General features: G+C 48.3%; 18 protein-coding genes and 2 pseudogenes. 5 read left to right on the top strand and 15 right to left on the bottom strand.

Features of this window, described 5'->3' with window-relative positions; all coding sequences use genetic code 11:
• Positions 1-450: 450 nt before the first annotated feature.
• The 8 genes from citG to MCJ35_RS18530 are packed head-to-tail and all read right to left on the bottom strand — an operon-like array spanning position 451 to position 10410.
• The gene (gene citG / locus MCJ35_RS18495; RefSeq protein WP_025485952.1) at positions 451-1815 is read right to left on the bottom strand and encodes a triphosphoribosyl-dephospho-CoA synthase CitG; all 1365 of its coding nucleotides are present in this window, start codon (positions 1813-1815) and stop codon (positions 451-453) included.
• 18 nt (positions 1816-1833) lie between these two features.
• Positions 1834-2889, bottom strand: a complete 1056-nt coding sequence (gene citC / locus MCJ35_RS18500) for a [citrate (pro-3S)-lyase] ligase (RefSeq protein WP_025485950.1) — start codon at positions 2887-2889, stop codon at positions 1834-1836.
• A gap of 2 nt (positions 2890-2891) precedes the next feature.
• Complete coding sequence (gene citF, locus MCJ35_RS18505; protein WP_008719111.1) at positions 2892-4436, bottom strand: citrate lyase subunit alpha; 1545 nt, start codon at positions 4434-4436, stop codon at positions 2892-2894.
• A gap of 1 nt (position 4437) precedes the next feature.
• Positions 4438-5337 (bottom strand): aldolase/citrate lyase family protein, encoded by a 900-nt coding sequence (locus MCJ35_RS18510; RefSeq protein WP_008719112.1) that lies wholly within the window; start codon positions 5335-5337, stop codon positions 4438-4440.
• Positions 5337-5636: a citrate lyase acyl carrier protein gene (citD, locus tag MCJ35_RS18515; RefSeq protein ID WP_025485948.1), complete on the bottom strand. Its 300-nt coding sequence runs from the start codon at positions 5634-5636 to the stop codon at positions 5337-5339. The genes MCJ35_RS18510 and citD overlap by 1 nt, the downstream gene beginning before the upstream one ends.
• 21 nt (positions 5637-5657) lie before the next feature.
• Complete coding sequence (locus tag MCJ35_RS18520; protein ID WP_040380069.1) at positions 5658-6923, bottom strand: SLC13 family permease; 1266 nt, start codon at positions 6921-6923, stop codon at positions 5658-5660.
• Positions 6924-6967: 44 nt separating this feature from the next.
• A complete protein-coding gene (locus MCJ35_RS18525; RefSeq protein WP_025485946.1) occupies positions 6968-8122 on the bottom strand; it encodes a 2-methylaconitate cis-trans isomerase PrpF family protein in 1155 nt (384 codons plus the stop codon).
• Complete coding sequence (locus MCJ35_RS18530) at positions 8122-10410, bottom strand: hydratase (RefSeq protein WP_025485945.1); 2289 nt, start codon at positions 10408-10410, stop codon at positions 8122-8124. Before MCJ35_RS18530 ends, MCJ35_RS18525 begins: the two co-directional genes overlap by 1 nt.
• A 355-nt stretch (positions 10411-10765) precedes the next feature.
• On the opposite strand from MCJ35_RS18530, the gene MCJ35_RS18535 reads away from it, so the two are divergent.
• Positions 10766-11692: a LysR family transcriptional regulator gene (locus MCJ35_RS18535; RefSeq protein ID WP_008719118.1), complete on the top strand. Its 927-nt coding sequence runs from the start codon at positions 10766-10768 to the stop codon at positions 11690-11692.
• On the opposite strand, the pseudogene MCJ35_RS32195 reads toward MCJ35_RS18535, so the two are convergent.
• Positions 11687-11815 (bottom strand): annotated as a pseudogene (locus MCJ35_RS32195) (DUF6783 domain-containing protein); the annotation flags it as partial. The gene MCJ35_RS18535 and the pseudogene MCJ35_RS32195 sit on opposite strands and share 6 nt — an antisense overlap.
• On the opposite strand from MCJ35_RS32195, the pseudogene MCJ35_RS32200 reads away from it, so the two are divergent.
• Positions 11792-12004: pseudogene (locus MCJ35_RS32200) on the top strand (DUF6783 domain-containing protein); the annotation flags it as partial. The pseudogenes MCJ35_RS32195 and MCJ35_RS32200 overlap by 24 nt on opposite strands.
• Positions 12005-12242: 238 nt before the next feature.
• Here MCJ35_RS32200 and MCJ35_RS18540 read toward each other — a convergent pair.
• The 4 genes from MCJ35_RS18540 to MCJ35_RS18555 all read right to left on the bottom strand — a co-directional run bounded on the left by MCJ35_RS18540 (position 12243) and on the right by MCJ35_RS18555 (position 17275).
• Complete coding sequence (locus MCJ35_RS18540; RefSeq protein ID WP_008719120.1) at positions 12243-13694, bottom strand: 4Fe-4S dicluster domain-containing protein; 1452 nt, start codon at positions 13692-13694, stop codon at positions 12243-12245.
• 163 nt (positions 13695-13857) lie between these two features.
• Positions 13858-15036 carry a SpoIIE family protein phosphatase gene (locus tag MCJ35_RS18545; RefSeq protein WP_008719122.1) on the bottom strand — a complete coding sequence of 393 codons (1179 nt, stop codon included), beginning with the start codon at positions 15034-15036 and terminating at the stop codon, positions 13858-13860.
• On the bottom strand, positions 15036-17033 hold the full coding sequence (locus MCJ35_RS18550) for a [Fe-Fe] hydrogenase large subunit C-terminal domain-containing protein (protein ID WP_240299608.1): 1998 nt from the start codon (positions 17031-17033) through the stop codon (positions 15036-15038). Before MCJ35_RS18550 ends, MCJ35_RS18545 begins: the two co-directional genes overlap by 1 nt.
• A gap of 2 nt (positions 17034-17035) precedes the next feature.
• Complete coding sequence (locus MCJ35_RS18555) at positions 17036-17275, bottom strand: (2Fe-2S) ferredoxin domain-containing protein (protein WP_008719124.1); 240 nt, start codon at positions 17273-17275, stop codon at positions 17036-17038.
• Between the two features lie 165 nt (positions 17276-17440).
• Here MCJ35_RS18555 and MCJ35_RS18560 point away from each other — a divergent pair, with 165 nt between their 5' ends.
• The 3 genes from MCJ35_RS18560 to MCJ35_RS18570 are packed head-to-tail and all read left to right on the top strand — an operon-like array spanning position 17441 to position 20066.
• Positions 17441-18607 carry an ABC transporter substrate-binding protein gene (locus MCJ35_RS18560; protein ID WP_025485944.1) on the top strand — a complete coding sequence of 389 codons (1167 nt, stop codon included), beginning with the start codon at positions 17441-17443 and terminating at the stop codon, positions 18605-18607.
• A 56-nt stretch (positions 18608-18663) separates the two neighbouring features.
• The gene (locus MCJ35_RS18565; RefSeq protein WP_025485943.1) at positions 18664-19401 is read left to right on the top strand and encodes an ABC transporter permease; all 738 of its coding nucleotides are present in this window, start codon (positions 18664-18666) and stop codon (positions 19399-19401) included.
• 32 nt (positions 19402-19433) lie between these two features.
• A complete protein-coding gene (locus MCJ35_RS18570; RefSeq protein ID WP_008719129.1) occupies positions 19434-20066 on the top strand; it encodes an ATP-binding cassette domain-containing protein in 633 nt (210 codons plus the stop codon).
• A 101-nt stretch (positions 20067-20167) separates the two neighbouring features.
• On the opposite strand, the gene MCJ35_RS18575 is transcribed toward MCJ35_RS18570, so the two are convergent.
• Both MCJ35_RS18575 and MCJ35_RS18580 read right to left on the bottom strand, forming a co-directional pair.
• On the bottom strand, positions 20168-21259 hold the full coding sequence (locus MCJ35_RS18575; protein ID WP_240299609.1) for a type I phosphomannose isomerase catalytic subunit: 1092 nt from the start codon (positions 21257-21259) through the stop codon (positions 20168-20170).
• 40 nt (positions 21260-21299) lie between these two features.
• Entirely contained in the window at positions 21300-22643 is a 1344-nt protein-coding gene (locus tag MCJ35_RS18580; RefSeq protein ID WP_025485942.1) for a hypothetical protein, read from the bottom strand.
• Positions 22644-22968 lie beyond the last annotated feature (325 nt).

Raw genomic sequence — 22968 nt, forward strand, 5'->3', positions numbered from 1 at the left:
CATCATCCTGATTTTGTTGCACAAATCGCAATGGATTGGTATGGTATAAGCGGATATACTGATTGGATTGTTAAACAGCAAGTGGCATCCAAACTACCACACCTTAATGCGGCGCTGCGGCGGAATAGATGCTAATCCAGAAATACTGAGCCTACTGCTGCATTTATACCAGCCCCACCTTATCCAAGACTTCCTGCCCGTTTACATCACCGCGCACACTCCCATGACTCCTTCAGCTTTATACAACATATTGGTAACATATCCTTTGGCACTTCCGAAAGACCATGTCATACACGGCGAGGGCCACCATCCTTTTACGCAGCAGTTCAGCCAATCTCTTCTGTACTTCCCTGAATCGCAGGTATGGAACCATACAAAAAGGATTGCCAGAAAATAGACGGATAACGATGACCCTCTTTTTCTTATCTGGTATTTCAGCAAAAATTCAATTCACTCCCCATCATCACATCCGATAAAATATAAGAACCAGCAAATTGCCAACAGGTCGGCCGCCCCTCCCGGGGACAGGTTTTTACTTATAAACTGATGATCCAAATCTTTTATGATTGCCGCAGCCGGATATTTCTCCTGATTGAGAATTTCATTCAGCTGCTTTTTCACATCTATATACGTGGAATAATCCGATCTTGCAATGATATTCGTATCAACCGCTTCCGACAATAAGTAGAGAAGCGTAATGCTTCCCGCTTCATCCTTTGTACAGCCTTCTGCCAACGCCTTTTTCAATATTGGAAGACCGGCATGGAGAACGGCGGGAAATCCATCCGCCGCTTCTCCTCTGACGCCCTTTATTCCATATTTCTTATAAAGCTGACATCCCGCAGTGGGACGCTGCTGCTCTATATGGTCAAAAACAAACTCCGCATATGGTTTCGACAGGGCGCCGCATTCCCCCAAAATCTGTTCTGCTGTAAGTTTTCCCTTGTTCCCTTTTATTCTTCCAATGGCGCCGCAAATGATGCCCATTGAGAAAATAGCTCCTTTATGGGTATTCACATTTTGGGTTGCATCGAACATTGCACATTCAGCATTCACTCCTTCATACTGCAATTTCCGAAATGTTTTCTCTGGTGGTTCCATGGCGGTTTCAATGCCGGTTCGGACCATTGATTTGAAATGTGGAATAAGAGCTGCCGCACTATCCACAAAAGAATAAAAATCCATGTCACGATGCGATCCATTATTAAAACGATCCACCAATCCCGGTTTTGGTGATACAGAAACTTCGTAAAGCAGCGCCTTCATTGCGAAACCCGCTATCTTATCTACAAAATGATTCAAAAAGTATTCTTCCATCATCTGAACCGTTTTCTTCTGAAGTTCCTCTAACGGATGGACCCTGCGGGAAGAACACCGATGAACAGGGCCGCCGCAGATCAGACATCTGCGTTCACCCAGCCCCACTTCTCCCCGTTCCATCTTTGTTCCGTCACAAGCCAAAACATCAATATCAAAAAGTCTTCCCAGGGGATGCGTGTCTTCTATTTCCGACATGATACATTTTATTTCTATTATATCGCAATCCACAACAATAAACGCTTCATTTCCCGTGGCCTTATGTGTCTTTTCATAAAAAAGAACCGCGATTCCTCTGACTCTTAACTGATTAAAAATACATTCTGCTCCCTCTTCAAAGGTTTGCTGAATCAAATCAGAATTTTTCACCGGCCCCGCAATATTCAGCGTAAAACAGATTAAGTTTTTTTCATATTTCCGTATTAATTCCTGCTGGCGGAATGCTCTTGCTTCCCTCGCCGCCATCATGTCTGTAACCTGTACTTTTCTGATTTCCATCTTCACACCTCTTTTTAATCAGTAGTGTATGACGTCCCGCGCCTTTTGTATTGCTTCCAACACCGGACGCGCCTCCTCTGAGCAAAGATATTCCCATGTTGGTTTCGGAACAAATGGACAAACGCGTTCCAGCTGTCCATCGTGAATCCACTGCCTCACCCTGCTGGCGCTGATTACTTCCTCATTTATCTTTTTCCGCGGGATTTCTTCTGCTTTAATGCCCGCCTTATTCAGCTGTTCCAGCATGACACGATTGTACATGGCCGTTACCGTACTTTTCTTTTCTTCTCCCACAAATCGATTGGTAACGCCAAGTTCTCCGGCAATTCTTTCAAATATTGCAATGTCCAGTTTTGCGTGAGCCTCACATACAACCGCCTCTTCTTTAAGAAAATAGCTGGGAAATGTTCCCTGTGAAATCATATACGGTCCGCTTGCATGACAAATCACATTTTTCAGATGCGCAGTTCCCTTTTTTACCAGGTCCTGCCGGACAGAAAACGGAAACATGCTGCAGTCTTCACTTACCACAAAAACATGAAGGATATCACACTTTTTTGCCGCCTCCTCAACAAGAAACAGGTGCCCCATTGTAAATGGATTGGCGTTCATGACGACCGCTCCGGCCTGCGTTCCCAAAGCCCCGACATCATGACTCTCCCGCTTCAAACTGTCTAAATACTTGGAAAATCCATTTTTCCTGTTCTCCAGGAAGGTGACCATCCCATCCACATTTGCAATTTCATAAAACCCCAGATTCTGAAAGAAACGGGCCTCCCTTATTTTCGTATAAATAAACAGATGGGTATATCCCCTGGATATCTGGTACTCGGTCAGATGCCGGATCAACAGGTTCAAAAGCCCTCTCCCCTGATAGCGGTGATCCACCGCCATACAGCGGAGCGTATTTCCAAAACAGCTTCCCGTGGCCACCGGATTTCCCAAATCATCTAAGATGACACACGTATAATCCAGATTGCCGTCCCTTTGGATTCCTTCCTGTTCCAGGAGCCGGGCCACTGCAAGATTCATTTTACTGTCTTTTTCAGAAATACCCTCCACCATATAATCCATTTCTATTTCACCTCTCGCACAACATCCATAATGGTTCCGTCGCGGCCCTCAATAATACCTACGATTCGTTCACCAAATTTAACCGGCTGGGGAGTGCCTACGATATCATACGCGATATCCCTTAATTCTTCAATTGTCCTTAAAGGAACACAATCGGCCTTCTTTAACGCCTCCAACAGGTCCTGTCTGGCCGGATTGACCGCCACCCCATAATCGGTTACTACCACATCAATGCTTTCTCCCGGGGTTGTCACTGTTGTCACATCCGTACAGATTGCAGGAATCCTTCCCTGAAGAAGCGGGCATATGACAATCGTGCATTTTGCGCCCTGGGCGGCATCAGGATGTCCCCCCTGGGCGCCTGTAATGATCCCATCTGAACCAACTACCACATTACAGTTGAAATGTGTGTCAACTTCCAATGCCGCCAATACCACATAGTCCAGTTTGTTAACGAAAGAGCCTTTGTTAAACGGATTGGCGTAAGCGCCCGCGCTGATTCTGTGATGATTCGGATGCTTTACAGAATTAACGGCAAACAAGTCAAAGTCCTGGGTATCAAGTAATTTTCCTACAAGACCTTTATCCAGCATATCAACCATTCCTTTGCTCATACCGCCCACAGCAAATCCCATCTTAATCCCGCGTTCCTCCATAATTTTGGCAAGCAATGCGGCAGAAGCAATGGACGCTCCTCCAACTCCGGTCTGATAAGAAAATCCTTCTTTAAAATATGGCGTATTAATTACCACCTGGGTGCAGTAATCTGCCATCATGATTTTTCTGGTGTCCGTTGTTGGCTTTGCCGCCCCTGTGGCAATCTTTTCCGGAATGCCTATGGCATCCACCACGCACACATAATCCACTCTTGTCATGGCAACATCCGCCGGAAAATTGGGGAAGGGAACAAGACAGTCCGTAACCGCAACCACTTTATTGGCATGCTGTCCGTCAACAAAGGAATATGATAACACGCCGCAGTCGCTCTTTCCTCCAATGCCTTTGCAGTTACCATAATCATCACATGTGGGCGCCCCGATAAATGATATGTCTATGATTGTCTCCCCACTCTGGATTGCCCGCACACGGCCTCCGTGGGAACGCATGATTGCAGGCTTCTTCAGCTTTCCATGTGAGATGGCCTCTCCGATTTTACCTCTGACTCCTGATGATTCGATTCCGGTAATTGTCCCATCCTCGATATATTCCAGTAACGGATCATGTGCTTTTCCAAGAGAACTTGCACAAATTGTCACATCCCTGATTCCCATATCATGGACTTCCTTCATGACCATGTTGACTATGAGATCCCCTTCCCGGAAATGATGATGAAATCCAAGTGTCATACCATCATGAGCGCCGCATTTTTCAAGGGCTTCCCGAATGGAAGAAACCATTTTACTTGTATTGTGGTCCATGACAGGTTTTACAATGGGTCCCTGTTTTCTGTACTCAACACCTTCTTTATAGTTGTTGCCCTGAAACGGTTCCTTTCCCGTCAATTTGAGAATTTCATCCGGAATTTCACGTCCTACTGCATTTAACATCTCAAAATTCCTCCTTCAAAACTCCTGACGCTTTTGCCAGTTCAATGGTCCGCTTTGCTCCGTCATAAAAGGCAATATCTATCATTTTTCCATCCACTGTAAAAACACCGATTCCCAGCTTCTTTTTTTCTTCTATTTCTTTTACTACCTTCTGTGAAAAAACAATCTCCTTTTGTGTCGGTGTATATATTTCATGAACCGGGGCAATCTGCCGCGGGTTAATGACGGATTTTCCGTCAAATCCCATCAAATGGATTGTTTCTACATCCTTTTTGAAACCTTCCATATCGTCCAGATCCGTATACACAGTGTCAAAACATTGTACGCCCGCGGCCCGGGCAGCTATAATCATGTGCTGCCTTGCTCCCATAAGTTCCACCCCGGTACCAGTAATTCTTGTCTGAAGATCTTTTGTGTAATCTCCTCCGGAAAGAGCGATTCCAAACAGGCGTTCCGAAGCATTGCAGATATCCAGCGCGTTTAACACACCCTTTGCGGATTCTAAAGCCGCCATAACTAAAACCTTTCCAGGCTCGACCCCAAATTCGTTTTCCGCCTCTTCCACCGCCTTTTCTACCTGTTTCACATCCTTAGCAGTCTCTGTTTTCGGAATGCGGATACCGTCCGCTCCCCCGGCTACCGCACACCGGATATCCTCTTTCCAGAGACCTGAATCAAGACCATTGATTCTTACGATACACTCAATGCCCCTGTAATTAATTTCCCGCAGGGCATGATACAAAGAAAAACGGGCCGCGTCTTTTTCTTTTTCCGCCACAGCATCCTCAAGGTCAAGCATGATACTGTCCGGTTTATAAATATATGGATCCTTAATCAGCCCTGGTTTCTGCGCGTTTAAAAACATCATTGTTCTTCTGAGTCTTTTTTTATTTGGATTCATTACCGAACCGCACCTCCCCATGGCACATTTGTTGTCTGTCCGGCGCTTCTGTACACAGCGCACTCCACACGTGCCTTAATTGTACAATCTAACGCTCCTTTGTCCACAATCCTGATAAATACATCTTTCACATCCAGGCGCTCCAATGTCTCCCTGATTACTTCCTGTATCTGCTCTCCGAACTGATTCATAACCACACTTTCAAGCTCCAGTTCCACACTGCCGCTGCCCGGTTCAACCGTCACCATACAATCGCTGGACTCAAGCGTTCCGGCAATTGCCGCTTTGTCAATCTTCATCTTTTCACCTTCCTTGAAACTTTAATAAAACAACCCGCCAAGATTAAACACACCAAGCGCAGAAAGAATTACATTTAAAAATACATTTCCCACCGAGAGAAGGAACAGCGTCCGGAACATCTTGTTCAGTTCAGCCGTACTGGTTTCTCTTGCCGCGGAATAAGACGACATAATAATTGCGCCTCCGGTAGATAAGGGGCTGATGGCCGCTGCAAATGATGTAGCTGTGATTGCTGAAATCAGTTCCACGTAATTGACGCCGCTTCCAAACTTTTCGCACACCTCTGCCGCAATCGGATATAAAGTCGGCATAACAACCCCCGTTGTAGAGCTGACCCAGGACAGGATTCCCGAGGTGGCCGCCAGTATGGGAACCGCTGTCTTTTCAATCATAAATCCTGTCAGGAAATCGGAAACCAGGGTAATACCGCCCAGTGTATCAATCACATGAATCAGGACGCCAACTCCACATATAAACACAAGCGTCCCCCACGGAATCCCTTTTATTGCTTTCTTTTCATCAACAACGCCAAGAAGAACTAAAACAGCAGCCGTGGCAAATGCAAACAGGCCTGTGTCAAGCTTAAATCCGATACAGCATACAACCATTACAACGATTGCCACAATCGTAAGCAGCTGGTCACGATTAAACTTTGGAATGTCTGAAAGCTTCAGCGGATTGTCCGCTTTTACTTTATAGCCTTTATACAGTATGTATACAACAAGTGTAAACAAGAACCCCGAAAGCAGTGTTGACAAAAACAGATGAAGGCCAAATCCACTGTAACCCAGAGGCTCCGAAAGATTTTTAGCTAAAACACCCGTCAAAGAGAGAACCGATGCGCATCCGGCATTCGCCCCCAGTTTTGCATAAAGAGACGTTGCCATAGGATTGATATCCATTTCAAAGGCCAGATACATGGCAAATGTTGTCATCAAAATGCCCGCCGCAATATGCCCCGGACCGATTGCTGAAATGAATGCCGACAAAAAAAACATCAGAATGGGAATCAGGATTGTCCGTTTTCCTACAAGCGCAACCACCTTCTTAGAAAACAGATCCAATGTTCCATTATTGGATGCCATGCCAAACAGGAACGTAACACCCACCAGAGTCACAAACATGGAACTGCTGAATCCTGACACAATCTCTTTTGCCGACATGCCCCCAAATGTTCCCAGCGCAAATGCAACACCGATAGAAAGGAACCCCAGATTTACTTTTCTTATAAAACCTATTGCCACTACCACTACAAGCACAATAAGCGAAATAATTGACAGACTCATAATATATTTCCTCCACACATTTTAAATAGCGATTCTTGTTCCGGCTAAAACCGTACTCTTGCTACCCCTTCCATAATCAGATTCGCAGTGCGAAATCCAAACGTATCTTCGATTTCGGGAATCTTATTATGCTGCTGAAAGTCAACCCCGCATTCTAATATACCACCGGGATGCCCAATTCGTATATACTGCGTATCCATATGTTTTGAACACACCTGATTCACTATGCTGCCGGGAACCACAGCCGCTGCCGCGGTACACATGGCGCCCGTCATGGCGTAGCTGGGATGTGCTTTCTGCATGGACATCATTCTGGAAACCAGATCAATACTCTCCTGCGCCACAGTCTCTCCGCCCATGGTCTTATACTCTTTGGGCTGCGCCACAAATGTTATTTTAGGGATTCCAGGAGTCTCCCAGGCGGATTTCCGGTAATCGTCAATCAATCCCAGCTTCTCTGCCGCAAGTCCCCGAATTTTTTCCAATAAAGCAAGTACTTCCTCATCTGCATTCACATCATCCGGAAGTTCCTTTCCCGTCAGCCCTATGTCCTGCGCCTTCACAAACACAAGAGGGTTTGCCGCGTCAATGATGGAAACTTCTATATTTCCCAGTCCCGGAACTTCCAGTACATCAACTGCGTTTCCTGTGGGCAGCAGTCCCTTTCCCAATGTTCCCGCCGGATTTACAAATTTAAGTTTTACCGGCGCGGCCTTACCCGGCACTCCCGCTATACTGAAATCACCGTCATATACCACATTTCCATCTGATGTCCTGATGTCGGCAACAATCAGCTTATCCGTATTCGTATTATATATTCTGACTGATGTTTTATCATTCTGCGCTTTAATCAAGCCTTTTTCAATGGCAAACGGCCCAACACCCGATGAAATATTACCGCAGTTTCCTTTGTAGCTTACGATTGGTTTATCCACGGATACCTGTGCAAATGTATAATCTACATCTGCGTCAGGTCTGTGGGAAGGACTTACAATGGCCACCTTACTCGTTACGGACTGTCCGCCGCCCAGTCCGTCTATCTGGTTCTTATCCGGACTTCCCATCATTCTAAGCAGCACGTCATCCCATTTTTCGCGGTCATCCGGAAGATCGCTCTCTAAAATATAAACCCCTTTGCTTGTTCCGCCCCGCATAATAGTGACAGGAATATGGAATAACCCTGTTTCTTTATTTAACATTAGATTTCCTCCTGCTGCAACTGAACAGAATTATGTTTACGGTTGTAATTAATCAGAGAACCACAGCGGATTATTTCTTTTTCTTCCTCTGTCAGCGGCTCAATTGCCAGTGATAATTTTCTTATTTTATCACCAATAATAAATGCCGTAATTTCCTTCATGTCGGTGTTAAGCGCCTTTTTAATATCAGGTACAAATATATAATCATCCTCTGAAAAACCGGCAGGATCATTTAAAATAAAGGGTACCATTCCCCAGTTAATCAAGTTCGAGCGGTATCGCTTTGTGGCGTATTCCACCGAGATATTCGCTCCGCCAAGAAGCACTCTCTGGCAGGACGCCGCCTGTTCACGTGCCGAACCGTCTCCCGGCTTTACCGCGTAGATTGTACTTGAAAGATCAATTGACTCATCCTCTACTTTTTCATATCCCGGTATGGTATGTATTTTATCAAGAATTTCCCTTATTTCTTCAGGACAGTTTCCTCCTTTTCTTGCCTTTTCGTTATTCATAACCGCTTTTGCTTTCCCTACGTACTCCGGCGCCCGTCTGCTTAATGTAAACTCTGCCAGCCCCATAGGATTGGATCGAAAGGAACCGGTTTCTCCGGACGGGATAAGTTCATCCGTTGTTGTTACAGGATCCGTGATATACGCGCATACCTTTAGAAGCATATTCTCATTCAACTCCGGAAGCTGGGGCCAGGCCTTAATATTGGGACCACAGATCAGTTCCTCTTCCGGATTGCCCTTTCCAAATCCCTGATACACTCTGTTAGCATATACTTTGGAATCATAATGGTACTCAGGACACTCATACACATATCCCAATTCATCCGCCGCTGTGATTCTTCCCCGGTTGGCGGAAGTCGCCGCAACAGAACGCGCATCCATCAAGGCCACACTTGCAATCTGTCCATTACCCGGCTTAGATCCCTCACGGTTGGGGAAGTTTCTTGTGGTATGTCTAACTGCAAACTGTCCGTGGGCCGGTGTATCTCCCGCGCCAAAACACGGCCCGCAAAATGCAGTACGAATGGTCGCTCCGGCAGTGGTTAATGTTTCAATTGCTCCCTTCCTTAAGAGATCCATCATAACTGCCTGAGAGCTTGGATAGACACTTAAATTAAACGCGTCATTTCCTGTGGATTTATTTTCCAGCAGATAAGCAGCCTCCATAATGTTTGAATACGTTCCTCCGGAACAGCCTGCAATTGTTCCCTGATCCGCATACAAGGCTCCATCATGGATTTTCCCTCTAAGGTTCAACTGCAGCTCCGGATTTTTAATTAATTTTTTCGCATTTTCTTCCACTTCGTGGAGAATGTCATCCAGATTTTCATTTAACACACGAATTTCATATCCGTTTGAAGGATGGAACGGCAATGCAATCATGCTGTGTATGGCAGACAGGTCGATGTAAATGCACCCTTCATAGTATGCGATCTTTTGAGGCTCAAGTTTTTTATATTCGCCGCCTCTTCCATGAGCAGCCAAATACTTTTTCGTATCTTCATCGGTTCTCCAGATTGAGGAAAGACAGGTGGTTTCCGTAGTCATTACGTCAATACCATTTCTGTAATCCGTACTCATTGACGAAACACCGGGTCCGACAAATTCCATCACCTTATTCTTCACATATCCATTCTTAAAAACCGCTGTAACAATCGCAATCGCAATATCCTGCGGCCCGACTCCCGGATTGGGTTTTCCGTCTAAATATACAGCAATGACTTCCGGATACTTAATATCCCATGTCTCTTCCAAAATCTGCTTTACCAGTTCCCCTCCGCCTTCTCCAACAGCCATGGTTCCAATGGCTCCGTAACGTGTATGTGAATCAGAGCCGAGAATCATCTTGCCGCATCCCGCTTCCGTTTCCCGCATATATTGATGAATCACACCCATATGCGGCGGAAGGTAAATTCCGCCATATTTTTTTGCGGCAGTTAATCCAAACACATGATCATCTTCATTAATCGTACCTCCCACTGCACACAAACTGTTATGACAGCAGGTCAGAACATAAGGAATCGGAAACCGCTCCATCCCTGATGCACGCGCTGTCTGGATAATCCCCACATAAGTCAGATCGTGGCTGGTAATTGCATCAAACCGGATTTTTAAATTCTCTTTACTTGTTCCGGTGTTGTGATCCTGCAGAATACCATAGGAAATTGTACCTTCTTTATACTGTTCCTTTTTTTCCAAAAGTTCTTTTGGGGCTTCATTTTCTCCAACAACCGTTTCACCCTCCAGAAGGAACACACCCGAATCATATAATTTCATTCTTATTTATCCTTTCTCTGATTATCGATTCAGACTGGCCAGATCTGTTTTCTATATCCATATTGTATATCTCTAAATACAATGTGTAAAATTCATATTTTTCATTTATTTCATTCATTGAAACTATGCTTATATCTATTTTTTACATGCTTAAACTCGATTTTTTGTTGATTTTAGCCAACTTCTTTCTAATATTTACTTAATATTCCAATTTACTAAATATACCTATTTTTCATAAAAACTATAGTTTGTAACTATTTCTTGTCAACACAAAATAAAACGATTATAATCAATATATCGTTAAACGTTTTATATTTATCTACACATTAATAATTTTACAGAAAGGAATCATTTCATGGATTTTCGAGAATTGAATTACGTCCTTGCAATTGAAAAATATCAGAACATTACCAAAGCTGCAGAATCTCTTTATGTAAGTCAGCCCACATTAAGTAAATTTCTTGCAAACCTGGAACACGACCTTGGCCAAAAACTTTTTAGAAAACTTGGAAATAAGTACATCCTGACTTTTGCCGGACAAAAATACGTAGATACGGCAAGGGAAATCCTTCTTTTGAAATCAAATTTGGACATCGAGCTTGCCGACATCCTGAAAAAAGATGTAGGTGTTCTCAACGTAGCCTTTCCCCGCATGCGGTGCACCTACATGCTTCCGGCTACATTACCTGTATTTCAGGCTGAACACCCCAATATTAAAATAAATGTCTTTGAGGGAAGTTCTGACGAAAATGACAAACTTTTATTAGAAGGAAAAGCTGAAATCGCATTTTACAGCAAGCCGGAAACGCTGAATCCATTAATCGATTATGACACCATACGTAAAGAAGAGATGCTCATCTGCCTCTGCAAAGATCACCCGCTTGGCAGGTATGCACAGCCCAATCCCTCCAGCAGATATCCACGATTAGATCCAAAACTATTGAAAAACGAATTGATTCTCCAACTGATGCCCGAACAGAGAACACGACAGATTACCAGCCGGTATTTCAGCAACATAGGTCTAAACTTTGAAAATGTCATGACAACCAGCAGTCTGCCTGCTATCATGGAACTGGTTTCCGTTGGCTATGGAGCCTCATTTATATTCGAGACCCATCTCATGCACCACCATTTCACCAAATCCATTGACTGCTACAGTTTCGGTGAACCCCAGACCTTATCCGACTTTGTTGTAGCTTCCAGACACGGAAGTTATCTTCCCTCCTATGCTCACGATTTTATTAAAATTGCTCGGGATCTTTTTAATAATAGCAATTTATAGATACTCCCAATCAGACCCCAGCTGCAAACTAGAGCGTGTTTGAAAATTGCTTTCCGTCGGCTGTGCGTCCCACTTTGTGGGAGATTTGGTCCCGATGATGGAGGCGTAGCGGGCTACGCTGACTGAATCGGGGCCAAATATACCGCGAAGTGGGGCGTGCAGACGGCGGGAATGAATTTTCAAACACGCTCTAGGGTTCAAGCGGATTCGGGAATCTGCCGGCCGGTCTTGATCTGTCGCATGTCAGGTTTCATGACCAGCCTTAGCAACCACCTCTTTGGAGATTGCCCTGACCGCGGGTCCTGTTCTTAGATGCGCGTCTATCCTGTCATTGCTGTTTTCATGGCTCCCAGGGCGTAATCATTTATCCACCCTCCTGGCACTTGGTTCGCCTTTTACTGCTGCGGTATCTTATCTTAATAGGGTCAGTTATCATAATTAGGTACTTCAATTTAACCGGTGGTTAATAATCCCCATCCAAACATTACTTCATATTAATCCCAGATATATCAAAAGCCCCGGGAGACTCATCTCCCGAGGCCAAGGTTTCTTAATGCCGATGCATGGAAAACTCATCCATCGGATACTTCTTCAGATTCTCCAGTACGCGCCTTTCCTCAGCCGCGCCAATCAGCTGGTCCCTTGCCTTCTTGGCTTCCACTTCCGTCTTATGACGGCTGGGACCGCCCACGCAGCCGCCCACGCAGGCCATGCCCTCCACAAAGTCCTCCGGAAGCCTTCCCACCTTCATGAGCAGCAGGGCTTTCTTGCACTCTGCGGCGCCATTGCAGCGGGCCACCTTGATGTCGGTGCTCTCTTCCATCTCCTCCAGGCACTGGAGCACTGCCGCGGTAACGCCTCCGCCATTGCCAAAGCGTTTGCCGAATACGGAGCTTTCCTGGTAGTCATTCTCAGCCGGCTGCAGTTCCACGCCTTTTGCGCGCATCATGGCGCGGATTTCCCCGAAGGTCATGGCATAGTCCGCATTGCCTTCTATGTTCAGGTCCAGGCTTTCGCTCTTCTTGGCAATACACGGCCCGATGAACACGGTTATGGTTTCCGGGTTCTGGCTCTTTATCATCCTGGAGACAGCACACATGGGGGATACGGTGGTGGACATGTTCTCCAGCAGCATCGGGAAATGCTGTTTAATCATATTGACAAATGCGGGACAGCAGGAAGTGGTCATCTTCTTGCCTTCCTTATGGGCCTTTGCCCACTCTTCTGCCTCGTAGGCAGCTGTCATGTCGCCGCCCAGGCCGACCTCCACCATATCGGCAAATCCCAGCTGCTTAAGGGCTATCTTCCAGCTGGCCATGGTAATGTCTGGCCCGAACTGGCCTTCGGTGGCAGGGGCCACCATGGCAACCACGCGCTTTCCAGCCTTAATCAGACGGATCACATCCACCATGAATGTCTTGGAACCGATGGCGCCAAAGGGACAGCTGTGGATGCAGGCTCCGCACTGGATGCATTTCTTCTCATCAATCACGCAGATGCCGTATTCATCATATGTGATGGCGTCCACCGGACAGATTTTCTTACAGGGGCGCTCCAGATGGGCAATTGCGTTGTAGGGACAGGCCTGGGAACATTTGCCGCACTCCTTACACTTGGCAGGGTCAATATAGGCGCGTTCACGGCCCATGCTGATTGCCCCGAAGTTACAGGAATTCTGACAGGCCTTCCCCATACACTTGCGGCAGTTGTCAGTTACTATATAGGAAGCAATGGGACACTCCTCGCATGCCGCATTGATGACCTGTACCACATTGGAAGTGTCTTTGCCGGCCGGACATTTCCCCTCGGCAAGGCGTACCCTCTGCTTGATGATTTCCCTCTCCTTGTAGATACAGCAGCGGTAGGTTGCCTGAGGTCCCGGAATCATGGAGTAAGGAATCCCGTCCCGCTTTTCTTCCAGATTCCCATCCCATGCAGCCTTGGCCACTTCATAGAGAACATCATGCTTCAGACGCAGGATTGTCGCATCATTGGTTACCATTTCTTCTCCTCCTCATTATGAGCACCTGGCGCTACGCCGGGCAGGTCCCGGGGGAATCATCCCCGGTATCTGTCTGGCACGCACCAGATTGTTAATTTTATATCAACACCTGAAAATCTACTATATTTATACTGAAAATGCAAGTATTTATTAAGGTACAATCCTAATAATAGGTTACCACCACGGTTTTCCCCATCTCTTCTATCACATGCTTAAGCTGTTCCACCAGGTTCTGGCGGATGCCCAGGTCAAATGGCAGGCCCGGATTCTGGTAGGCGCTGTTGATTGCCTTTCCCACATAGAGGTGTACCTCGGTACAATCCTCAATCAATACCTTGGCCACCATGGAGCCGCCGTTGGGCTTATCCAGTTCCTGGAAAAACTCTTCCGATACAGTCTCATTCTTCACATACCTGCGCAGCAGCTGAAGCACGCGGTTCAGTGTCAGCACGCCTTCGGTCACCAGGTCAACACCGTCCATATATGCAATGGGCGGAATCTCCGGGTCCACATAATCCAGGGAAACATCCAGCTTTTTCCCCATCACCCTGGACACGATGGTTGCGCTGGTCCCGCCGCACACAATGGTCTTGGCATTGGAATCCGCCAGGAATTCATGGACCATCCGCACATCGTCCTCCGGGTTGCGCGCGGGTCCGGTCATCAGATGCACGGGCTTGCTGTCAATGATGCGCATACAGGCCACCGTTGTATCGTCACCCGGCCTGAACTGGTAGAGCTCATCACATGCCCTGCTGATGGACGCAGCCAGACGCATGGCGGATACAGTAAGGGGATACTGGCGCACCGCGTAATCCGCAATGTCCTGCCACAGCCAGCCAAAGTTCAACAGCTCGCCCACCCCCGCGTGGATGGTTCCGTCACTCATGAGGATCAGGGCATCACCCTTCTGTACCTTGAACCTGTATTCGTTAATCTCCTTGCCCTGGATGACGCGGACATTCCTCGGTATCTCCATGAGCCTGCCGTCCCGTATGAAAATGCAGCCCGGGTTGTCATATTCCACCAGGTAAGCGTCCCCGTTGTGATACACCTGAAGGATGCTGAAGGTGGAGTAAGCCACCTGCCTCACCTGGCAGATCGGAAGTGTCTCACTGATGGTATCCACACATTCTTCCAGCGTGGCGCCGTTGAGGAACATGGTTCCCAATATCTTGGAAGTCAGGGTGGACAGAATATTAGCCTTGACGCCGCTGCCCATGCCGTCGGCCAGGATCATGATGTTGGAATCCGCGGTCTGAAGCAGTTCTACCTTGTCCCCACAGAGGATTTCGGTATATTTATTCAGGCTTTTATAAGCAACATCCACTGTAATTCCCATTATCTACCTCCGTTGCCGCCTGGTTTCTTCAAATCAGCGCTGTTCAGATGGACGTACCCTGTCTTCCTGCCTGCGGGAGCCGCGCTTCCGATATGGACATAGCCCTTTTTCTGGTCAGGTACCGCAGCATTCCCTGCTATCCCGGCACCGCCTGCCGTCCCCGCGCCGGCCCCGGTATTCCCCGGCGTCATGACGCCGCTTAAGGGCCTTGCCCCGCTGCCAAGGTGCACGTCCGGAAGCGCGATGTCTTCCTCACCGCCCCCGTAGATGCCGTCGCTTCCATCCTCCAGCAGGGAATGGCAGAGCTTGGTCAGGGTGGTCTTGGTCTCGGCCGTTGTCTCGCCTAAGAGTCCGGCTATCTCCTGGGCCACCATCATCTGTTTATGGATTATCTTCTGGGCCAGGTCAATGGTTTCCAGTTTCTTCTCATACTCTTCCTTGGCCAGCTCTTCCTCCCTGGTGATATCGATGAAGGTGGCAAGGACTGCATTTTCCTTTTCTATGTATACAATGTTCTGTAAGGTGGAAAGGTTGTATTCCGGATAGTTCACCCGCTTGCCATGGATGTTCTGGTGCGTGTCGAACACCCACTGGAAATTAGCCGGGTCAATCAGCTCGTACAGGTACATCTTAAGGGCCTCGGAACGTGTCTTGCCAAAATACTTCTCCCCCACATCCGAGTACTCCAGTATCCGCATGTCGTCCCCTACAATCAGCACGATGTTGGGGGAAGTCTCCATTACCAGGTTGGCCATGGATTCCGCCTTCTCATGCATGAACGGGATGCACATGCTCACCTCCGCCTTGTGCTGGAATACGGCAATGGCCTTCTCACGGCAGGTAGGATAGCCGCAGGCGCCGCAGTTCAGCTCGTCTTCCGGCTTAAGCTTGTTGGTCATGCGCAGGATTTCACGTATCTGCTCTTCCGTGGGCTGTGTATCCCTGGGGGAGTGGTCCTCAAACCGCTTGCCGAAATGCACGTTCTCCCACACCGGCTCCATCTGGCGCTGCTCCGCCGGTTCCCGCGCAATGCTCTCCTCCATGTCCAGCTTGACCTTGAACCTGGAAATGAATTCGTCATTTACCGTAGGTCCCTTGATACATCCGCCGGAACACATATTCATCTCGATGAAGCATCCGTTAATCTCGCCCCGGGCCATGCTCTTGCACAGGTCGATGCAGTTGGCCACGCCATGTACATAGAACTTGCGGTAGCCGTCGCTCTCCTCCTCGGTTGCCAGCACGGAGCTTACCACTCCGTTGGTCACCGGATACAGGCGGTTGACCTTAGGGTCAAATGCTGTAAATGGCCGGTCCTCACAGTCCTCGATGACAATGTCCTCTTCCTCCAGCCACTTGTTGATATCATTAAAGTTCAGCACGGCATCAATATAACCTTCATGCCGCGGATCCTTGGACTCCTTTTTCTTGGCAATGCACGGTCCCAGGAACACCACCCTCACGTCCCGCCCAAGCTCTTCCTTCAGAAGCTTTCCGTGGGCAATCATGGGTGATACCACCGGAGCAAGGTACGGTACCAGCTGGGGATAATAAATCTCCACCAGGTCATTGACGCTTGGACAGCAGGTGGTAATGATGTTATCCATCTTATGTTCCCTGAGGATTCTGGCGTATTCAGCCGTCACGAAGGCGGCGCCCTCCGAGGTTTCCCTCACATCCTCAAACCCAAGGCGCATCAGCGCTCCGCGCACCTGCCCGATTGTCTTATATTTTAAAAGTCCCATGTAAGCCGGCGCAATGGATACCACTACCCGCATGCCTTCCCGCAGGAACCCCTTTACCATATCCAGATCGCTCCGGAGGGTCTTGGCGGACTGGGGACATATCTTGAGACAATGTCCGCAAAGTATACATCTGTCAGGCATGATGACCGCCCGCTCATCCTTTACCTGGATGGCCTTCACATCGCAGTAGCGGACGCATTTGTAGCAGTGCTTGCACTTTGTGGCTTTGAAATCAATGATTTCCATGCCCATAATCAAAGTCTCCCTTTTATCTCATTCTCGAAAAATTCCTCGGTATCTTCCGGTTTCAGTGAATAGAGCTCACCCTCCACGGTCACACATACGCCGTGGTCACAGTTGCCTGTGCAGAATGCGCCGTTTAAATCCACCTGGTCAGACAGGCCATTCTCAGCAACCAGCTTCTGAAGCTTTGCGATAATCTCCCTGGACCCTTTTAAATGACAGGCACTTCCAATACAAATCGTTACTTTCATCCCTTATTCCTCCACTATCTGCGTGTATTATGAGTTCACCCCAAACGGTATCTCCATTATCTCATATTGTGATATTTATATCAATAATATTTCTCAAATATTTTATAGAAAAGGAGGGCCTGTTGTGCTATAGTAAAGGATATTTATGAGAGGAGAGATTGTATTATGAAACGTTCCATTTCCATACTTTTAACTGCATTCCTGGGCGCTTCCCTGATGCTTGGCGGATGCGGCGGATCCGGACAGGGTTCCGCTGCCAAGGACACTGCCGCCAGCGCCACACAGGCAGAAACCCCTGCCCCTGATTCCCAGGAGACCGGCAGCAGCGGGTCAGAGGATACCGGGTCTTCTGAGGATAGCGGGTCTGACAGTCCGGCCGGGTCTGCCAAGGAGCTTACCGCGGACGGATCCGGGGATGAGCCGAAACTGACCTGCCAGGCCGGAATCCGCGTGGGTTCCCTAAAAGGCCCCACCTCCATGGGCCTGGTATCCCTGATGGACAAGGCCGCCAAGGGCGAAACCTCCAATGTATATGAATTTACCATGACCGGCAAGGCGGATGAGCTGGTAGGCAAGATTGCAAACGGTGACCTGGACATCGCCCTGGTGCCGGCCAACGTGGCCAGCGTCCTCTACGCCAAGACCCAGGGAAATGTAACGGTCCTGGACATCAACACCCTGGGCGTCCTGTATGTGGTTGCATCAGATGATTCCATCACATCCATGGCAGACCTTAAGGGACGGACCATTTACATGACCGGCAAGGGCACCACGCCGGAATATGTGATGAATTACCTCTTAAAGGAAAATGGCCTCGGTTCCGGCGATGTGGACCTCCAGTTTAAGTCTGAAGCCACCGAGGTTGCCTCTATCTTAAAGCAGGATTCCAGCGCCATCGGAGTGCTTCCCCAGCCCTTTGCCACAGCCGCCTGCATCCAGAATGAGGATCTGAAAACCGTTCTGGACCTGACGGAACAGTGGGACATGCTGAACAAGGACAGCGGCAGCATGCTGGTAACAGGCGTCACCCTGGTGCGCAGCGACTTCCTCCGGGAGAACCGTTCGCCCATTGAGGATTTCCTGAAAGACCATGCGGAATCCGCCCTGTTTACTTCCGGACATCCGGAGGAAGCAGCAGCCCTTATCGCTGCCCAGGGCATTGTGGAGAAAGCACCCATCGCCCAGAAAGCCCTTCCCTACTGCAACATCGTATGCATTACAGGACAGGAGATGAAGGATGCATTAAGCGGATACCTCTCCATCCTCATGGAACAGGATGCCAAATCCATCGGCGGCCAGATGCCCGGGGATGACTTTTATTACATGCCTTAGAGCGTGAAGGCCCCCAGGGGCGGATACCATATGACTGGTTGGCGGAGACATTTTTCATGAATCAAAACACCCGTATACGGAAATATTTCATCTGGCTGTTCTGGATTGCAGTGTGGCAGGCAGCCAATATGCTGATACACAACAATATCATATTCGTGGGGCCTGTGGATATGGTAAAGGCCCTCCTGGAGCTTGTCCGCGACAGTTCCTTCTGGGCCTCTGTCTTCAACTCCTTTGCCAAGATAAGCATCGGATTCCTAGGGGCCTTCATCCTCAGTATCCTGTTAGGCTGCCTGGCCTATGCGGTTCCTCTGGTAAAGGATCTGCTGGAGCCAATGATGATGCTGATCAAATCAGTGCCCGTGGCTTCCTTTGTCATACTCGCCCTTATCTGGATCGGTTCCCATAACCTGGCTGTATTTACCTCCTTTCTGGTTGTGGTCCCCATGATATACGTAAGTACCCTGTCCGGCCTTGAGCACACGGACAGGAAGCTTCTGGAGATGGCCCTGGTATTCCGGATGCCCCTGTTGAAGCAGATACGTTATATCTATATTCCCGCAGTGCTGCCCTACCTCATCAGCGGATGCAGGACCGCGTTGGGAATGAGCTGGAAATCCGGCGTGGCCGCCGAGGTAATCGGCATACCGGAAGGTTCCATCGGCGAACAGCTCTACTATTCCAAGCTTTATCTGGATACCGCCGGACTGTTTGCCTGGACCTTTGTCATCATCATCGCCAGTGCTGTTTTTGAACGCCTTTTCCTGTATCTTTTGGGTAAAGTAAAGCATTAGATGCATTTAGAAAGTTAGGAGCCACAGAGAGAATGATTGAACTGAAGCATATCTCAAAATCATATAACGGCATGCCCGTCCTTCAGAATATCAGCATGACCTTCCGGGATAACGGCTGTTACTGTCTTATGAGCCCTTCCGGGTCAGGCAAGACCACGCTGATGCGGATTCTCATGGGACTGGAGAAACCGGACACGGGTACCATAGGGATATCCGTGGCGGATGCCGGAAGGAACGTGGACACCGGGGACAGCCGGGACGTCAGCCATGGCCGGACCTCCCCCTCCATATCGGCCGTATTCCAGGAGGACAGGCTGTGCGAATCCTTTTCCCCTCTGGAGAATGTGACGATGTGCGCAGGACGCTCAATAAAGGCGTCCCGCGTCAGGTGGGAGATGGGAAAGTTATTGCCCGAGGAATGCCTGGACCGCCCCGTATCCACCTTAAGCGGCGGCATGAAAAGGCGGGTTGCGGTTTACAGGGCATTGCTCACCCCATCGGATATCCTTATCATGGACGAGCCTTTTACAGGGATGGACGAGGAACTGAAACACAGTGTCATCGCGTATATCCGTGAAAAACGGGACGGACGGATCCTGATACTCTCCACCCACCAGGAGGAGGATGTGAAGCTGATTGGCGGCGAACTGGTGCGGCTTGCCTAAACGGATGTCCTCCCCATGTATAATTGGATACCCTATATATAAACGGATGCTGCCTGCCGGGCAATCCCCAGGCAGGCAGCATCCACAAACCATCCAATCATCTATATATCCATTTTCATATCATTTCCCGGATAGACCATGCATAACTCCGCTCCATCCTCAACATCCACCTTGTAGTTTTGTACCGATGCTGCAATTGCGAAGCTGTCCCCCTGTCTGAAGGCCATCCTGCATCCGTCCGCTTCCATGACGCACGCCCCGCGTGTCACGAGGCCAATGGTAAATCGGCCGTGATGGCTGATGACGGAGTCCTTCATCACTTCTATCTTCCCCACATAAAAGCAGGGCGTGAATGTTTCATTTATCAGAAGCAGTTCTTTATATTCCGGGTTGTCTTTGAGCACAACCGGGCTGACCTTACATTTCCTGACTATATCCTCTTTTGAATATTCATTGTAGTCAAAGATATCCAGACAGAAGTCAATATCCCTTCCCATGAACCGTCCTTCCTTGGGAACGATGATGCCTTCGCGTTCAAATTCACACCGGACCACCAGGTCGGAGGGTTCCATGATTTCCAGCAGCGTAATCCCCTCTCCGATGGCATGGGGCATTCCTCCCGGAATATACCATACCTCCCCGGGCTTTACCGGTATCTTCTCAAAACACGCCTCCATCCGTTCCTTATCCTGGGTCTCTATGATATCCTTCCATTCTTCCCTGGAAGGGGAGTGCTGGAACCCCAGATAGATATACGGTTCAATATCCTCGCGCACCCTCAGGATATAATAGCATTCCAGCTTGCCATACCGCTTCCCCATGACGGACCTGGCAAAGTCCGACGTGGGGTGAGCCTGTATGTGAAGCCGCATGGAGGAATCCAGGATTTTATAGAGGAAACTCAGCTGCCAGCTTCCATCTTTGCGCATGCAGTCCCCCAGATAGTATTCCTTTTCCCCATCTACCACATCCCTCAGGTACCGTTTCCCTTCATCCGTATCAACCTGAATCAGTCCTTCATGCTCAATTACATCCATGCCCGGATTCACAGCTTCAACCATGGACCCCAGCCACTCCTCAGGCCTGTCGTTATCAACACATACCGGTTCCCCGTGAAGCCGGTCAATCCCAGCCCCGCCTAAATAATTTCTTCTTACACGGTTCCTCGGAAGTTTAATCAATGCTTTTTTCATCTTTAACAGTTCTCCTTTCACAAAACAGACGTCATTCCAGTCACATCAGCCCGCCATACATCACATACACGGCGGCGCAGCAGATGATTCCCACAATCCAGCCCGCAGGTATGGACATTTTCATATAATCCTTTGCCGAAACCTTGGTATATCCGAATCCCCACGCAACCCATGACTGAGTAATATCCAGATGCTGGGGCGCAATGGTGGTGATGGCGAACAGCGGATACAGGAATGCCACCGGCGCGCCTGGAAGTATGGCTATGACGACCGCCAGGATTGCCGTCCCGCATCCCACCAGGTTCATAGGGCCGCGGAAAAAGCCCAGCGGGGTAAGGACTGCAAACGCGATACACAGGGTAATGGCTGTCCTTGGAATGAACCCGCCCAGTATGGAGGTAAAGTAAGGGGCCGCAAATGCTGCCGCATTATTAAACATCGCAAGGGTGAGCAGGAAGCCTACCATGGGCGCCACATCAATGGCCCCTTCGGTAAACAGCTTAGCCAGGATCTGACATACGCCCCCATACGAACCTTTCAGTTTTCCCGTTGTCAGTAATGCGTAGACGCCTGAAAGGCAGAATCCCAGGATAATCGGTACCTTAAACAGAACCACGCCGAGAACAGGAAGTATGACCGATATCCATGATATGACCGGGGCATCCTCCCTCACGGATGCAGACGATACGGCCCAGCCATGGGATACCCCTTTGCTCATGGACAGGTTGGCAACAATCAATACCACCACAAGCGCAACTATCATGCACAGCATCCCAATCCGGAAATAATCATTGTATGTATAGCTTTCGGCAGCTGGTTCGAAGCCCGCGTATATGGTCTGGAACTGGTTGAAATTAACCACATTGGCAAAAATCCCGGCCATGATGGAACCCATGAAGCTGAACAGCGCCACCGGTGAGGGAACCCCCAAAGACAGCAGGATCGGCAGGACAATCACGGCGATGGAAATAACCGGACCGATTCCCGTCATTGACATGAAGATGATTGCAGTAACGATACAGACAAGCGCCATGGTAATCCTCGGCTTATCACCGCCCAGCTCAACCACCTTCCGGATTAAGGTTGCAGCGATTCCGGTATCCACCAGTATCCTTCCAAAAAACGCTCCGAAAAACACGTTGACCAGAATGGATTTGGCATATCCCGCCGGACCGTCTGCATAAACGTACGTAAGCACATCAATGAGGCTTTTCCCTTCCATCACGGTCGTGGGATTCAGCAGGTTGCCAAGCAGGGATAACACCGTCCAGAAGGTTGCCATAAGCGCAAACCCCACCATCAGGTTAAGGCCCTTGACACAATACCATATCATTCCCACAAAAGACAGAAACATAATAATTCCGATTATAACATCGATACCCATATTACTCCCTCACTTTTTAGTTTTTGCAATCGATTGCTAATTGATGCAATCATAATATCATATATTTCTCTGTTTTACAAGCTGTTTTTTATATATTTTAACTATTATTTTAAGTGTTTTTTTACTGTTAGTTCCTAATTTTTACATATTTTTATAATTTAGGATTCAATTTCTTGGCAATCGATGTAATAATTGTTTCATAATAAGGGGGACCCATCCGGTAATGCAGCAATCCCCGGCCTTCCCCAGTCCAACAATAATCATGATAGGTAATAAAAAAGCCTCCTGCAATCAGATAAAATCACAGAAGACTTTTGTATCCTTA

The sequence above is a fragment of the Enterocloster sp. OA13 genome (assembly GCF_022440595.1).
In the GTDB taxonomy this organism is placed as follows: Bacteria; Bacillota; Clostridia; order Lachnospirales; family Lachnospiraceae; genus Enterocloster; species Enterocloster hominis.